We start from the raw sequence: 12,229 nt of genomic DNA on the forward strand, positions 1-12,229 counted from the left end.
ATTATTTTTCTTATCAGGTTTACGCTGTATTTTTGCAAAGATACCAACGTGTAATACGTACCATGAATTCATTCCCACAGGCAATCAACTCACCTTGCCCAATAATACGGTCATTTACTCTTATCGTCACTTCTGGCGCAAAACATCCGCCTACAGGCAAAACGTCCCCCGTTTTAAGTTGTCGTAATTGTCCAATTTCCAGACTCGCACGTCCAATCTCAAAGAGCACCTGTTGTGGTATCTGCTCAAGTTCGACTGAAGACGTTCCATCACTCTTTAACATCGGGCTCCCTGACGCAAGTAGCGTTTCGATATCCTGGACTAATTCGTCAAATTTCATCGTGTTATCCTCTGTCAGCAACACCCTCGCGTAAATACCCCCAGGTAGTTGAATAGCAAAAAAACCGAGTCTGATGTCGCCAAAGCAATGAATCCGAACGCCCATGCCGATTTCGATAGACTCAAGTTCAATTAATGTAAGCTGACACCAGCCTAAATATACAGGGACTACCACAGGAGGAGCAGGATAAATCTGTTGACGCTCAGCAGAAAGCTCTCCGACTATATTGCGCAAAAAACCCGTTGGCCATGTAAAAATAATGCTATGGAACTCATGTTCTTCAACTGTCCATTTAATATGCAACGCTAGCTGATGTGGTAGATTACTGCAGGATGTTGGCGGCTCGTTCTGACAGAGGGTTGCATCACTGGCTTGCAATAACGGCGCCAGCCCCCATTCAGCTATTCCATATAGCAATTCAGGCTCAATAGCCGATCGATTAGCGGTGCCAATTAGCCCTTCACACCAGCGCTGCCAGCATTGTTCTGCAATCCACACCCTACCCAGCTCATTATGATAATTTATGGTAAATAATGTCCCTTGCTGTACTGGATATTGTTGCATACTCAATGTCAGCTCACCAATAGTAGCGCCTTGTGTTGGAAGTATCTCCACCCACGGACGCTCTTCATTCGCTATTCTTAACATAGAATATCTCCAGGGAAATTATATACCCCATATGCAGCAACTGAGACTCCAGCCACTGCTTTAGCGCTTTCATCGAACGGTAAATTTCATGATGAGGGACATTGATTCTTAACTGGATTAGCCCTCCTGACTCACAGACTTCACACTCTACACCGTCAAGATAACCGCCACTAACACGATAACGTTGCGTGAAAACCACGTTCTTATTCAATGCTGCAGGAGGATTATTCTCACCAATGGGTAATGCCTGGTGCATGAGTTGTTCAAAGTCCATACGTTCCACCTCCGCCTCGTTATCATCCTGATAAGACTGGCATGGCAACCCAAGACTTCCCTCAACTTTGGTAATACGCATCGCTTAATACCATAGTAATTTTTTCTTTCTTTTTCATAAGCGCATTAAAATTCTTCTGTAATTCGCTTCGCCTGGAGACAAGCTGCTGATACTGATTCTCTAACTGCTGCCGTTGCGTCAAAAAGCTCTGCGCCTGAGTGAATAGTCCGGCCATTTGTTGTTTCTTATCCAACAATAAATGACAAGATAACGTACCTTGCCAGCCCATTAATTCTTTCAGTCTGGTAGTCACTGCTAAAGCGCGCGTCTGGCAAATCTGCTGTTCAGTAATAATCGCCTGTTGCTGCTGATCAAGCACGGTAAGTTTGCTGCGTAATTGCTTTTCACGCCGCGCGATTATCTCCAGCAAAGTTTCCATGATCACTCGGTGAGTATTTGATGTAATTTTTCTATGAGTAGCTCGGGTCCGCATACTTCATCCTTACTTTGTCGCAAAAATGTGCAAATATCCGGATAGGTATCAATGGCTTTATCGGTATCAGTATCAACTCCTCGCTGGTATTCCCCAATGCGTATTAACAGTTCAACCTCCTGGTAAAGCGCCAGGCGCCGTCGCAATATAGCCGCCAGTTGACGATGCTCATGGCTGGTAACGACTGGAAAAACGCGGCTGAGCGTTGCCAACACGTCAATGGCAGGATAATGCCCCCTCTCTGCAAGCCGCCGGGATAGCACAATATGTCCGTCAAGCAGTGAACGGACTTCATCCGCCAACGGCTCATTCATATCATCGCCTTCCACCAGGACCGTATAAAATGCGGTAATACTGCCTTTTTCCCCCATTCCTGTACGTTCTAAAAGTCGTGGCAATGCACTAAATACGCCTGGCGGATATTCTCCAGAAACTGCGGTCTCTCCGGCGGCCAGAGCGATTTCCCGTGCGGCCCTGGCATAACGCGTCAGTGAGTCGGCAAGCAAGACGACTCGTTTTCCATTATCGCGAAAAAATTCTGCTATCGTGGTGGCCACAAACAGCGCCCTCACGCGCTCTAAGGCGGGTCTGTCAGAGGTTGCGACAACAATGACACAACGTTTTCGGGTCTCTTCAGACAGTGTAAAATCGATGAACTCGCGGACTTCTCGTCCACGTTCACCAATTAACACCAGAACATTGCAGTCTGCGTCTGGCGCATTACACAGCATCGCCAGAAGCGTGCTTTTCCCCACGCCAGGAGCAGAAAAAATACCCACTCGTTGCCCTTCACCACAGGTCGCAACGCTATCAATAGCGCGAATCCCCGTCATTAATGGTTGAGTGATAGGCTGTCGAACCATTGCGGGAGGAGGCATTGCATCATAGTCTTTCCAGCAGACGTCGGGCAGTTCGCAGCCATCAAGGGGACGACCAAAACCATCAATGACTCGCCCTAATAACGCTTCGCCCACGGGAACCTGATGGCGTCGCCTTAAGGCCATCACTTGCTGCCCGCAGTGAAGCCCGATAGTACTCGTAAAAGGAGATAGCAAAGCTTTGCTGCCATTAATCCCCACGACTTCAGCAAGTTCTTCTCCAGGCTTTATACAGCACAACTCTCCCATAAATACCCCAGGCAACCACGCATTTAACAACGTTGCGCTGACATCTTGAATTCGGCCCCATCGACAATAACCATCGGGGGGCGGATATTTCAGCCTCAGACGTTGCATCAATTCATTCTTCATTGTCCGCCAACTCCTCTTCGCTAAGGTCAATACTTTCTACCACTTGTATAAGGCTCTCCTCTCCTAATTCCTGCCATGACAAAATCGGTACGTCGAACAAGGTGGCTTCTGTAATTTTTCGCAAGAAACGGCGGGTGTCGACAGAAGTGACAATGAATAATTTGGCTGACTGCTTCAGCGCCTGCTCAATAAGTTGCAGGATCTGCGTCTTATGACGAGACGACAGCGCAGTATAGGTCCCCATTGCCGTCTGGCGAATGGATTCACGCACGAGGTTTTCAATACCTTCGCCGATCCGCAAAATCGGCAGCGGTTTTCCTTCCGGATTAAGACGACGCAGAATATGACGGCGAAGCGCGATACGGACATATTCTGTCAACATCAGGACATCTTTTTCGCGTGGCGCCCAGTCAATTAATGTGCCAAAAATAAGACGTAAATCTCTAATAGAAACCCGCTCTGATACAAGCCGTTGCAAAGTTTCAGCGATTTTATTAATGGGTAACTGGCGCTGAAGTTCTTTCACCAGTTCAGAGTAGTTTTTTTCCATCGCATTCATTAGATAACGCGTTTCCTGAACACCAATAAACTCTCCCATATGCCGAAGCAGGACACATTTTAATAAGGCAGAGATACGTTGGCTGCCCGCGAAAACGTCCAGTCCAAAACCTTGCGCCTTATGAGCCATGTCTTTTGAAAGCCAACAGATCTGCCCCATTCCGTTCGGTAACGTCTGGCTGTCACCCACCACACTAGCGTCCGCGCCTATCAATAAATAATCCGCCTGGGCGGGAATAGATAAACTAAACACGGGTTCCTGATATAGCAGTACCGTCAATTTTTCGGTGGGTTCAGGCAAAACCTCAATATTCACCTCAGGGAGAGGGACGCCGGTATCCTCAAATAAAAACCATCTCATGGCATCAATATCACGAATCAGGTCGGCAGAATGTAACGTCGGGGTAAGACGTAAGATTAGAGGACATGCGCCGGGAACCATACTATCTTTTTCCGGCGCTTCGATGCCATTTGCGGAAACCACAGACTTTTTGCGGCGAATGAGGATAATTGGCAATGCTAACAACGCTGAAAAGAAAGCGAGAGTGATAAAAGGAAAGCCAGGAATTAAAGCGAGGAGCATTAAAACCACAGCGGTTAATATGAGCGACTGAGGTTGTCTGGCAATTTGAGAACTCAACTCTGTCGCCAGGTTCTGGCGTTTCTCACCCGGAACACGGGTGACAATAATTCCCGCGCTAAGGGAAATCAGCAGCGATGGAATTTGCCCACATAAACCATCTCCGATTGACAGTACGCTATAAGTGTGAACAGCCTCACTCATCGACATATCATATTGTACGATAGCGATAATAATACCGCCGATAATGTTCACCAGAACAACAATAATACCGGCAATCGTATCGCCTTTAACAAATTTCATTGCACCGTCCATCGCACCGAGAAAACGGCTTTCCTGCTGGACGTGCTGTCTTAATGTACGGGCATGGTCTGCATCGATAACTCCGGCACGCAAATCGCCATCGATACTCATTTGTTTGCCTGGCATCCCATCAAGCGAGAAACGTGCGCTAACTTCCGCCACCCTCTCGATACCTTTTGTAATGACAATAAATTGCACAATAGTAATGATGGTAAATACGACCAACCCAACGGTGAGATTTCCTCCTACGACAAACTTACCGAAAGCATCCACAATATTACCGGCATTATGTTGTAACAGTACCAGCCGTGATGTGCTGATTGTGAGTGACAAACGATATAATGTAGTAATAAGTAATAAAGACGGAAATACCGATAAATCGAGAGGGTCACTAAGATAAATAACAATTAAAAGCAGGATCACTGAAAACATAAGGTTGATAGTAATCAGGATATCAACCATCCAGGTCGGCAAAGGTAACAGCATCATCACGATAGCGATTAATAACACCGTCGCCAGAACCATATCCTGACGACCCGCGCATACACTGAGCCACTGTTGCGCCCTGATTCCCTCACCTAACCATGAACGCATTGCGACTCCAGAAATTTTATTTGTCGATGATGTAATCGTAACCAGAGCTCGGCGGAGCTGGAAAGAGGTGGAGAACAACTCATTGCAAGCCCATCGCGCAACAAAAATAATCGTTGAGGAATACCCTGGAACGCTGCGGGTTTCCAGTTAGCCAACGCTTTAAAAAGCAGTTCTTCGTCTAAGAAGGTTTGCTTGAGTATCTGACATAAGTGAATACGACCATTATGATAGTTTAGACAGGTTTCATATTGTCCTTGCCGCCAGAACATATTGGTTGCTAAAGGCCGTTCAGCTAATCCTGCTAATTGAATAAAAAGCTGAATATTACGTTCAGTAATGAGATCCCAATCCATCCTGACGCCTCATGATGAGCCAGAAAGCCAATTTACCTAAATATTGAAAGCCAGGTATCAGAATAAAACCTGATTTATCTTTACTTCACGAAGCGTTTCGAGAATTTGTTCACGTTGATCTTCGTCGTTAAAACAGTTATCGGGTATCAGCATAAACTGCGCATCAAGTTGTTGGAGTAACCGATTGAACATCTTCGATGAAGAAACTATAGCGGTAAGTCTATCAAGCAACCAATCGCTGAAAAGCCAGCGCTCACAAATGATATCGAGTAGTAGCGGCAGTAATGTATTAGGCGGCAACTGGCAAATCCACTCCTCACGCTGGCACTCTTTTTCAAGGCCAAGGAATAACAACAAACGACGCAAGCGTACTAATGCTGCGGCCAAACGACTTTGCTCCGAGGGTTCGATGCATATGCTAAGTTCAAAGGCTATTGCTCTTAGCAAAATACGGACCCGTTCACCGCGATCCGGCCAGTCTGCCACGCGTCTGAACCACTGCGATAAGGGCATTTCATCGTTGTCTATCGCCTGTTGCATAAAACGCTTCAGCGAGGACAGCGTAGCGGTATCCACTTCGCCAAGTTCCAGTAAACTAAAAACGGCAAGTTCCCATCCCTCCTCCGCTGTAAGCGTATCCAGTTGCGATTGCAAATCGCGTTTTTTCTTTTTTGACAACCCGCCGGCAGTAAGCGCCATTGCAAGAGCGATAATTTGATACGCATTCTGTAAATCAGGATCACTATTCTCTTCGGTAAGCGGACGCAACGCTGCCCCATTATCCTCCTGTATTTGTTTTATCAAACGCAGCAAAGCCTGCTGCCTGCGCTCCAGTTTCTCAGCATCAGTGAATTTATTACTTTCGCGCAGTTTACCACTCAGCGCCATTCCTATTTCTTCCATCGTCTCATAGAGCGCTGCCCCCGCCGTTTCCTGTAACTCATGGAGAGCTAACATTGAAGGCGAAATAACCTCTTGTTCCTCTATAACCAGGCCAGGGGTAAATGCTGTAGGGGGCGTCATTTTTATCTCATTAATTTTAATATTCATCGCTACCTCTTTTATCTTCACCATTACGTAACCATTTCAGTAACGCGTTGAAATGACGAGAAAGTGAAAACTCAACGGCATATCGTGTTGAGGAAAGTTCAGCCTGATCGGGAGAGAAACCAGGCTCGATAATCAGCGTAAACCGCTTGCCAAAAGTTTCACGCATCAATGCCTCTTTTTCAGGATGAATACGCAAATAAAGCGCTCCCTCTTCCGCCATAGCCGTGGCCTGGCGTGCCAGACGATGGCACATAACACTGTCTACCGACTGTTGGTCGAACCAGGCCAACAGAACCTGTTCTATACTATTTTTAATATGATGCGCGGCGTGATCGACCAATGAACGAAATTGATTTTCATCTTCTTGTAAATGTTTTACATGTTGTTCCAGCCATTCTACTTCCATTTTTTCCAGCGTATTTTTACGCAACCACGCTATTTCTTGTTGCTGCTCAACTTTCTGTTCACGCTGATAACGATAGGCGTCTCGGATGATTTTTTCAGCCTTACGGTAAGCGGAGCTCACAATAGCATGTGAAACTCTCTTAGCTTGTTGCTCTTGTGCAAATAAAGTTAATTGTAATGTTATCCACTGTGACTCAATAATATTTCGAGCGGGTAGCTTATGGTTAATTTCCGTCAGAGGAAGTGAAGTAAAACTCATAGCAAATGCTCCATGAAGATAATCTCGGTAAGAGAAGTCTTCGGCCAAAGTATACGCTGCGGAGGGGGTAATAATACTAATAGCGCATGTAAAACCGCATCGTCATGCGCTTCCCGATTAAGAATGGCGGTACCGATCTGCAATGCAGTTTGTTGCATCACTTGCGGAGGAAGTAATTTGCCATCTCTTTGCCCCAACCAACCATATAGCTGCCAGATCTCATCCTCGCTAAACCACTGTAGAAGCAATTGCCGATACTCTGGTAGCATAAAATAGTCACTACACCTGAGTTTGAATAATCCCAGTCCAAAGGCAAATGCCGATATACGCGGCGCAAGACGAATCTGTCGTTTTTGCCTGTCATTTAAACAGGCTGGAATAACAGAGCTTCCCCTTAGTCTATTTAACGCTCTGTCAAGAAGACGATCCAATTTGGGCCGATCGCCATAACGCCAGCAGTTTGAAAGATGAAAGCCCAGCTTATCCAGCCATTCCGGTACAGCGTAACGAGCAGGTTGCCAGAAATAACGATAAAGTTGCAACACTTCGGGATCAGGTCGGCTCAAAAACGGCGTCTCAGGCAAAAATAGCCGATCAGGATGCCCACTCCTAATAACAGTCCTGTCAACGATAACATCAACTGATAAGGGTATTTCATCAACCACTTCACCACCTTCCCTTTATTGGCGTTGATAACGTCCATAATCCAGAATGTTTGTCTCGCGGGTACGTCAGGTACCATTCTGAATTCAGCAGGCTGCATCAAGATACTAATCTTACTGTATTGCAACCCAGGGATTGACATCTCTATTAAATCCTTAATTTTTACCCGAAAGGCCTCCATGTTGACCTGAGGTGAATATTTTATAAATACGGCAACTGAGCTCGGAGAAGCGTTACTTCCCTCATCATAAGTCGGTAGCGCAATGGTCACTTTTGCATTAATCACGCCCTCCATCTGACTCAGCATTCCTTCAATTCTTTGTTCTTTTAAAAAATTAATCTTCTGCTGTTCTTCCTGGGGTGATACCACTAACTGATTAGCCGGAAACATCTTATCCGCCGTTGTAAACTGCCGATGCGGATAACCGTTAAGTCTAAGTAGCTCAACCGCATTAATAAACTGCGACTGCTCGACACGTAAGGTAACACCGTCCTCTTCCTGTTTTTTTTCCGCATCGATATGATGCTGCATAAGTAATGCCAGCATTTGATTCGCCTCATCTTCTGGCAATGAGCGATAAAGATCCACATCACATGCCGTAAGAAAGAACGTAAGGACAGTAAGAAATATTATACGATGAACCTTCATGTCATGCTATCCAGCTTATTAAGCGCTTGCGATGCTGCGCCTGATATTCTGGCAAGATAATCGACGCCTACCGTTAACTGCATATAATCCATTTGTCTGGTCAACATAACCTGCGGTAATAAAGCACTGGCGTTACTGGTGGATGCTTCATCTTTCAGCAATTGTTTAAAAAAATTAATTTGCTCCTGGCTCGGTTCTGCAAAGGACTTTACATAAGATTGAGTGCTTACAGGCACTATGCTCATATCAGAAATATTCAATTTTCAAACCCCTCATTTGGTGCAGGAAATAACATTCGTAGCGCCATAGCCTCTGGCAAATCAATATCCGATAAAATTTTCGCGGCCTTTAACGGCTCATTTAAACCCGCCAACAATAATGCCAAACATACCAACTGTAATTTTTTATCCGGAACAATAACCGTTAGCGCTGGTAACATCGCATGTACCTGGGAAATCAGGCTATGGTTAACGCCCGCAAACATGATTTCCAGCAGCAACCGTCGAACATCGTCGCTAATAACTTCAGATTTTAGCAATGATTCCACTAAGCATATCCTTGATCATTTTGATCAGTGAACTTTCGTAATTAATAAATGTAGAATACTGCTGTAAGGCAAATTGCGCTTTAATCATCGATTCTGGGTTGAGCAAATCATTACCATTCATTTTGTCATTAATGGCCTGGCCTGCCTGGTGCGCCATGTGGGAGAGCATATCCACTAATTGTGCAATATCCATAATGCTTTTCCTTAAAATAAATACATCGTAAGGATACTGGCAACATAGCAAAATTTAGAAAGCAATGAACATCCGGTATATACCTGAAAACGATTACTCCGGCGCACGTTGTTCTGGCGTCACCTGAGCCAGCAAACGATATAATGGGCTGCTGACCTGCATACCGGTCATTGCCATCCCATCCATACCGAAGCGAGTAAAACTCATTAGTCCGTAGGTAAGATCATTAAGATGCTCTAATAAGTGAGGCTGTAGTCCCAAACTCCCACTCCAGTATGAATGCGTCACTACCGTCGCGGTTAAGGCTAATCTACCGCCCAGGGAGACGGCTTTAGCAATCGCCATACTTTTGCGTTGATTGGCGAAACAATTAGCAATATAAAAAACGGCATTGCCTATACTGTCGTGAGCCATAGGCAAATGATGTTTATGATGGTAGATAAGACAGGCGACATCCGCGATGGCAATAGCAAGGCCAATTCCTGCCAGGGCTACGAGCGGTGCGCCTCCACCACTTAGCACTGTTAATGCTATTCCAGCGGAACAGCATAAAATCTGTCCGCCCAAAATGACCGTTTGCCAACTAAAAATTTCTTTTGGAAAACACTCTATCACTCGTTTCGCAAGTCCGGCCAATAACCGCTCTTTTCCTTGTTGAGGTCCAATTCTACCACTCTCCATATTGGTTTCCGGATGTGGCAATGAGGGACATGGAGGTGATTCCTCAGGCGCGTTAACAGGACGTTGCCCTCCGACCTGAGCATTTGGGCTAACAGGTTTCATGGTTCTCCCCGAGATGTATGACCAGAACTGTCCATTAATGCAGGTGTAGTAGCAGATTGACAGAGCAATGCCATTTGTTCCGCCAATAACACACTGGGATCGGCATGAAGTTCATCAACAGAATTTTCCTGATCGTCGCCAGAGGGGCGGGCAAGGCAATAATCCAGTACCGCACCTATCGCCGTCAGGCTAACGGAGGTAATTACACTCCCCATGTCCAAAGAGGCCGCTATATTTTCAGCCGCGGGCAGTGGAAACTGTAGGGGTAAAACCAACATAGAAATAGCGATTCCTGAACGTATTAATAAAGAAAGACAATTAGCAAGGGTGTTAGCGCAGTTAAGACTTGCCCCGCATTTTAAGGCCAGCGCACTGACCACAAGAGCAACGCTATCACTGGCGGTTTGTAACGGCGCCTTTTGCTGACATATCAATTGATAATTATGATACGCACAGCAAGCATCCCCAATAGCAATCACGAGCGCCGCCCCCGCAAGAATAGCAATGGGTAATCCTGCTCCGCCAGAAATTACCGCTGCAGCAACCGATAATCCAAACACGACTGTCGCCCCCAGCGCACGAATCGTGTATTGCATAAAATGTATAGCATAATCCCTCTGCTGCCTTATTTGTTCAGGCGTAAGCACCACAGGAACTGTAGGGGTGCCAGGGGCTGGAATTTCAGGGGGAGGAAACGATGCCTCCTTCGCTTGTATACCGGAAGGAGGACTATTACCATCGACTATATTGCTTGCCGCTGACGGAATATGAATTTTCATATTTCGTTCTGTTATTTAAGCAATAAGAGTATCAACCATTTTTTGCGCATTCTGGCGAATCTCACTCCATGAGGCATCCGCATAGCTCATCTTGATTGCGGTTTGAAAAGCCTCTCTCGCCAACCCGGGTTCCCCCATCATTTTGAGACAGACGCCCGTTTGGTAAACCGGTTCTGGATGGCTGGCATCCAGCATCAAGGCATGTCCATAGAAATTAATGGCCGTCGTGTATTCTTTAAGCATCATCCAGGTGCCAGCCAATGCAATATGGGCACGCCAACTCCATGGCTGGGCCATCACCAGCCAGCTAAAATCGATTACGGCGCGCGAATAATCCCCCTCCTGCCATGAGGCGTAACCACTGGCATAAACGGTTTCCGGATCAACGGATAATAGCTGTTTCAGAATGTCTTCGGGTATTTTATTTTTCTGATCTTCTTTCATCATCATACCTATTGATTGTTATTTTCACGTGATAATGATTTACGCCAGGAAGGTCATTTAAAAACGTCGCTGGATAAGATGCTCGGCGGATAAAATTGTCCAGTTATCGCCATCAAGCTGTGTAAAGGTCGCTCCCATTACTGTCAGGATGCGCAATAATTTCCTGCGTAGCATAGCTTTTTTTTCATCCAGAACGTCGGTGATTATCAACATCTTTAAACATGTTAACTGCGGGTGATGCACAAATATCCCGCGTAAAAGTCCCAGTAAGTGAAACAATTGCTGTGGTCGAGGTTGCCCGGGCGTCAGGCGCCTGAACTCACAAATAATCATTTCTTTTGCCTCAATACGATAGATCACCAGGTAAGGCGATAATATAAACTGCTGCCCAAGTAATATGGCGGTCTCCCCTAAATATGCAGGCTCAGTAAACACCTGATGCCGACGCAACCATTGCTCTATTTCTTGCACCATATTTACCTCGTTAATGCCCGGAGTATTTCAGCAAGAACCGTAACCAGTGACGACCCCACGCCGATGATTTGCTGCATAATTTCAGTTGCTTTCTCCATAATGTCCGTCAGGGATTTATTATAAGATTGTGCCCCATTTTGTTGCAGGTCGGCAATCGCTTTATCTTGATCACTTTGACGTTGCGCTACACCGGACCCCAGGCCCATGACTCCCCCAGCGGTGTGTCCTACGGCTTGACCCGCTATAAGACCGGTTTCCCCGCCTACAGCCCCTAATCCTATCGTCAGCACTCCCGACAACATGGCGCCACCCGCAGTAATCATTGATGCTCTAAACGCTTCATCAATTGTTTTCATTTGCGTCTGCAAAACATTGACTTGCAGTTCCCAGGACAGTCGTTGTTTTTCTACGTTATAGCTGCGCATGATATCGCGCAGCTTTTTGGCAAGCTCCATTAGCTTCATCCAGATATCATCAAATAACAGAAGCATTGATTCAGTACCCATTCCCTCCCCGGAGGGAGATGGAGTGGAAGAAGGCGTTAACAAGGAAGGCGCTGGTAATACCAGTGCTACGTTACTCGCTTCCAT

General features: G+C 46.0%; 18 protein-coding genes. All 18 read right to left on the minus strand.

Going from position 1 to position 12,229, the window contains the following annotated elements; genetic code table 11:
• Positions 1-19 precede the first annotated feature (19 nt).
• Complete coding sequence (ssaQ, locus tag AAYN39_RS18355) at positions 20-988, minus strand: SPI-2 type III secretion system cytoplasmic ring protein SsaQ (protein ID WP_000944194.1); 969 nt, start codon at positions 986-988, stop codon at positions 20-22.
• Positions 969-1,343, minus strand: coding sequence for an SPI-2 type III secretion system apparatus protein SsaP (ssaP, locus tag AAYN39_RS18360; protein ID WP_001223310.1), 375 nt, complete (start codon positions 1,341-1,343; stop codon positions 969-971). Before ssaP ends, ssaQ begins: the two co-directional genes overlap by 20 nt.
• The gene (gene ssaO, locus AAYN39_RS18365) at positions 1,324-1,701 is read right to left on the minus strand and encodes an SPI-2 type III secretion system apparatus protein SsaO (RefSeq protein ID WP_000449096.1); all 378 of its coding nucleotides are present in this window, start codon (positions 1,699-1,701) and stop codon (positions 1,324-1,326) included. The genes ssaP and ssaO overlap by 20 nt, the downstream gene beginning before the upstream one ends.
• A gap of 2 nt (positions 1,702-1,703) precedes the next feature.
• Positions 1,704-3,005 carry a SctN family type III secretion system ATPase SsaN gene (gene ssaN, locus AAYN39_RS18370; protein ID WP_000787208.1) on the minus strand — a complete coding sequence of 434 codons (1,302 nt, stop codon included), beginning with the start codon at positions 3,003-3,005 and terminating at the stop codon, positions 1,704-1,706.
• Positions 2,995-5,040 carry an SPI-2 type III secretion system apparatus protein SsaV gene (gene ssaV, locus AAYN39_RS18375; protein WP_001258227.1) on the minus strand — a complete coding sequence of 682 codons (2,046 nt, stop codon included), beginning with the start codon at positions 5,038-5,040 and terminating at the stop codon, positions 2,995-2,997. The genes ssaN and ssaV overlap by 11 nt, the downstream gene beginning before the upstream one ends.
• On the minus strand, positions 5,025-5,393 hold the full coding sequence (gene ssaM / locus AAYN39_RS18380) for an SPI-2 type III secretion system apparatus protein SsaM (protein ID WP_000383695.1): 369 nt from the start codon (positions 5,391-5,393) through the stop codon (positions 5,025-5,027). The genes ssaV and ssaM overlap by 16 nt, the downstream gene beginning before the upstream one ends.
• 57 nt (positions 5,394-5,450) lie before the next feature.
• Positions 5,451-6,467: an SPI-2 type III secretion system apparatus protein SsaL gene (ssaL, locus tag AAYN39_RS18385; RefSeq protein WP_001682022.1), complete on the minus strand. Its 1,017-nt coding sequence runs from the start codon at positions 6,465-6,467 to the stop codon at positions 5,451-5,453.
• Complete coding sequence (gene ssaK, locus AAYN39_RS18390) at positions 6,433-7,107, minus strand: SPI-2 type III secretion system apparatus protein SsaK (protein WP_000011199.1); 675 nt, start codon at positions 7,105-7,107, stop codon at positions 6,433-6,435. Before ssaK ends, ssaL begins: the two co-directional genes overlap by 35 nt.
• The gene (locus AAYN39_RS18395) at positions 7,104-7,652 is read right to left on the minus strand and encodes a type III secretion system domain-containing protein (protein ID WP_001765123.1); all 549 of its coding nucleotides are present in this window, start codon (positions 7,650-7,652) and stop codon (positions 7,104-7,106) included. Before AAYN39_RS18395 ends, ssaK begins: the two co-directional genes overlap by 4 nt.
• 17 nt (positions 7,653-7,669) lie before the next feature.
• Positions 7,670-8,419 (minus strand): SPI-2 type III secretion system apparatus lipoprotein SsaJ, encoded by a 750-nt coding sequence (gene ssaJ, locus AAYN39_RS18400; RefSeq protein ID WP_000862869.1) that lies wholly within the window; start codon positions 8,417-8,419, stop codon positions 7,670-7,672.
• Positions 8,416-8,664: a SctI family type III secretion system inner rod subunit SsaI gene (gene ssaI / locus AAYN39_RS18405; RefSeq protein WP_010989174.1), complete on the minus strand. Its 249-nt coding sequence runs from the start codon at positions 8,662-8,664 to the stop codon at positions 8,416-8,418. The genes ssaJ and ssaI overlap by 4 nt, the downstream gene beginning before the upstream one ends.
• A gap of 11 nt (positions 8,665-8,675) precedes the next feature.
• Positions 8,676-8,966 carry an EscG/YscG/SsaH family type III secretion system needle protein co-chaperone gene (locus AAYN39_RS18410; protein ID WP_000444714.1) on the minus strand — a complete coding sequence of 97 codons (291 nt, stop codon included), beginning with the start codon at positions 8,964-8,966 and terminating at the stop codon, positions 8,676-8,678.
• A complete protein-coding gene (ssaG, locus tag AAYN39_RS18415; RefSeq protein ID WP_000350226.1) occupies positions 8,944-9,159 on the minus strand; it encodes a type III secretion system needle filament protein SsaG in 216 nt (71 codons plus the stop codon). Before ssaG ends, AAYN39_RS18410 begins: the two co-directional genes overlap by 23 nt.
• Positions 9,160-9,252: 93 nt before the next feature.
• Complete coding sequence (gene sseG / locus AAYN39_RS18420) at positions 9,253-9,942, minus strand: pathogenicity island 2 effector protein SseG (protein ID WP_000805847.1); 690 nt, start codon at positions 9,940-9,942, stop codon at positions 9,253-9,255.
• Positions 9,939-10,721 carry a type III secretion systems effector SseF gene (gene sseF / locus AAYN39_RS18425; RefSeq protein ID WP_000690723.1) on the minus strand — a complete coding sequence of 261 codons (783 nt, stop codon included), beginning with the start codon at positions 10,719-10,721 and terminating at the stop codon, positions 9,939-9,941. Before sseF ends, sseG begins: the two co-directional genes overlap by 4 nt.
• Positions 10,722-10,736: 15 nt before the next feature.
• Entirely contained in the window at positions 10,737-11,171 is a 435-nt protein-coding gene (gene sscB, locus AAYN39_RS18430; protein ID WP_000979964.1) for a SycD/LcrH family type III secretion system chaperone SscB, read from the minus strand.
• 51 nt (positions 11,172-11,222) lie between these two features.
• The gene (gene sseE / locus AAYN39_RS18435) at positions 11,223-11,639 is read right to left on the minus strand and encodes an LcrR family type III secretion system chaperone SseE (protein ID WP_000249605.1); all 417 of its coding nucleotides are present in this window, start codon (positions 11,637-11,639) and stop codon (positions 11,223-11,225) included.
• 2 nt (positions 11,640-11,641) lie between these two features.
• On the minus strand, positions 11,642-12,229 hold the full coding sequence (gene sseD / locus AAYN39_RS18440) for an SPI-2 type III secretion system translocon protein SseD (RefSeq protein ID WP_000388328.1): 588 nt from the start codon (positions 12,227-12,229) through the stop codon (positions 11,642-11,644).

Source organism: Salmonella sp. K21076, from assembly GCF_039650795.1.
GTDB classification, from domain to species: Bacteria; Pseudomonadota; Gammaproteobacteria; order Enterobacterales; family Enterobacteriaceae; genus Salmonella; species Salmonella enterica.

Coding starts and splice junctions, on each gene's coding strand:
- ssaQ (WP_000944194.1), bottom strand. CDS start 988: ATGTTAAGAATAGCGAATGAAGAGCGTCCGTGGGTGGAGATACTTCCA.
- ssaP (WP_001223310.1), bottom strand. CDS start 1,343: ATGCGTATTACCAAAGTTGAGGGAAGTCTTGGGTTGCCATGCCAGTCT.
- ssaO (WP_000449096.1), bottom strand. CDS start 1,701: ATGGAAACTTTGCTGGAGATAATCGCGCGGCGTGAAAAGCAATTACGC.
- ssaN (WP_000787208.1), bottom strand. CDS start 3,005: ATGAAGAATGAATTGATGCAACGTCTGAGGCTGAAATATCCGCCCCCC.
- ssaV (WP_001258227.1), bottom strand. CDS start 5,040: ATGCGTTCATGGTTAGGTGAGGGAATCAGGGCGCAACAGTGGCTCAGT.
- ssaM (WP_000383695.1), bottom strand. CDS start 5,393: ATGGATTGGGATCTCATTACTGAACGTAATATTCAGCTTTTTATTCAA.
- ssaL (WP_001682022.1), bottom strand. CDS start 6,467: ATGGTGAAGATAAAAGAGGTAGCGATGAATATTAAAATTAATGAGATA.
- ssaK (WP_000011199.1), bottom strand. CDS start 7,107: ATGAGTTTTACTTCACTTCCTCTGACGGAAATTAACCATAAGCTACCC.
- ssaJ (WP_000862869.1), bottom strand. CDS start 8,419: ATGAAGGTTCATCGTATAATATTTCTTACTGTCCTTACGTTCTTTCTT.
- ssaI (WP_010989174.1), bottom strand. CDS start 8,664: ATGAGCATAGTGCCTGTAAGCACTCAATCTTATGTAAAGTCCTTTGCA.
- ssaG (WP_000350226.1), bottom strand. CDS start 9,159: ATGGATATTGCACAATTAGTGGATATGCTCTCCCACATGGCGCACCAG.
- sseG (WP_000805847.1), bottom strand. CDS start 9,942: ATGAAACCTGTTAGCCCAAATGCTCAGGTCGGAGGGCAACGTCCTGTT.
- sseF (WP_000690723.1), bottom strand. CDS start 10,721: ATGAAAATTCATATTCCGTCAGCGGCAAGCAATATAGTCGATGGTAAT.
- sscB (WP_000979964.1), bottom strand. CDS start 11,171: ATGATGATGAAAGAAGATCAGAAAAATAAAATACCCGAAGACATTCTG.
- sseE (WP_000249605.1), bottom strand. CDS start 11,639: ATGGTGCAAGAAATAGAGCAATGGTTGCGTCGGCATCAGGTGTTTACT.
- sseD (WP_000388328.1), bottom strand. CDS start 12,229: ATGGAAGCGAGTAACGTAGCACTGGTATTACCAGCGCCTTCCTTGTTA.